We start from the raw sequence: 619 nt of genomic DNA on the forward strand, positions 1-619 counted from the left end.
GGTATCCACATCTCGAAGATGTTGCTTCCTTCCCCCGTCCGTCCCTCGATGTCGCCTCCGTGAGATCGCAGGATTGAACGAGTGATGGCAAGACCCAGCCCAGCGCCATCGCCGGAGTGGCGGCGGGATGCATCCACGCGATAGAAGCGGTCGAAGAGACGCGACAGATGTTCCGGCGGAATTGGCTCCCCGGTGTTCTCGACAGCGAGGTGGATTGTATCGGCGTCCGCACTGTCTCGTACGACGCTGACCGTCACGACAATTCGTCCTCCAACCGGGGTGTAGCGAAGTGCGTTGGACAGCAGATTGCCGATGGCCCGCCGGAGCATCAGCCTGTCTCCGGTCACCAGTCCTGAGCCCTCAAGCCGTAGCGAGACGCCATTCTCCTCCGCCAGAGCACCGTAAAAGTCGAACAGGGCCGTGACCTCGTCCGCCAGATCAAAGCTCTCCTGGCCCGGCACGATGAGACCGTTTTCCGATTTGGCCAAAAACAGCATGTCCGAAATCATCCGCGACAGACGCTCGAACTCCTCGCAATTGGACTCCAGCACCTCCCGGTACTCGGTGGAGCTTCGGGTCTTGGAGAGGGCAACCTGGGTTTGCGTCATCAGGTTGCTGA

1 protein-coding gene is annotated in these 619 nt (G+C 60.4%); it reads right to left on the reverse strand.

The genetic code is table 11. From position 1 onward, the window contains the following. Positions 1-608, reverse strand: a 608-nt coding sequence (locus ZRA01_RS20435; RefSeq protein ID WP_307724361.1) for an ATP-binding protein, incomplete at its 3' end; no start/stop codon positions are given. Between the last annotated feature and the right edge of the window lie 11 nt (positions 609-619).

The sequence above is a fragment of the Zoogloea ramigera genome (assembly GCF_006539865.1).
In the GTDB taxonomy this organism is placed as follows: domain Bacteria; phylum Pseudomonadota; class Gammaproteobacteria; order Burkholderiales; family Rhodocyclaceae; genus Zoogloea; species Zoogloea ramigera.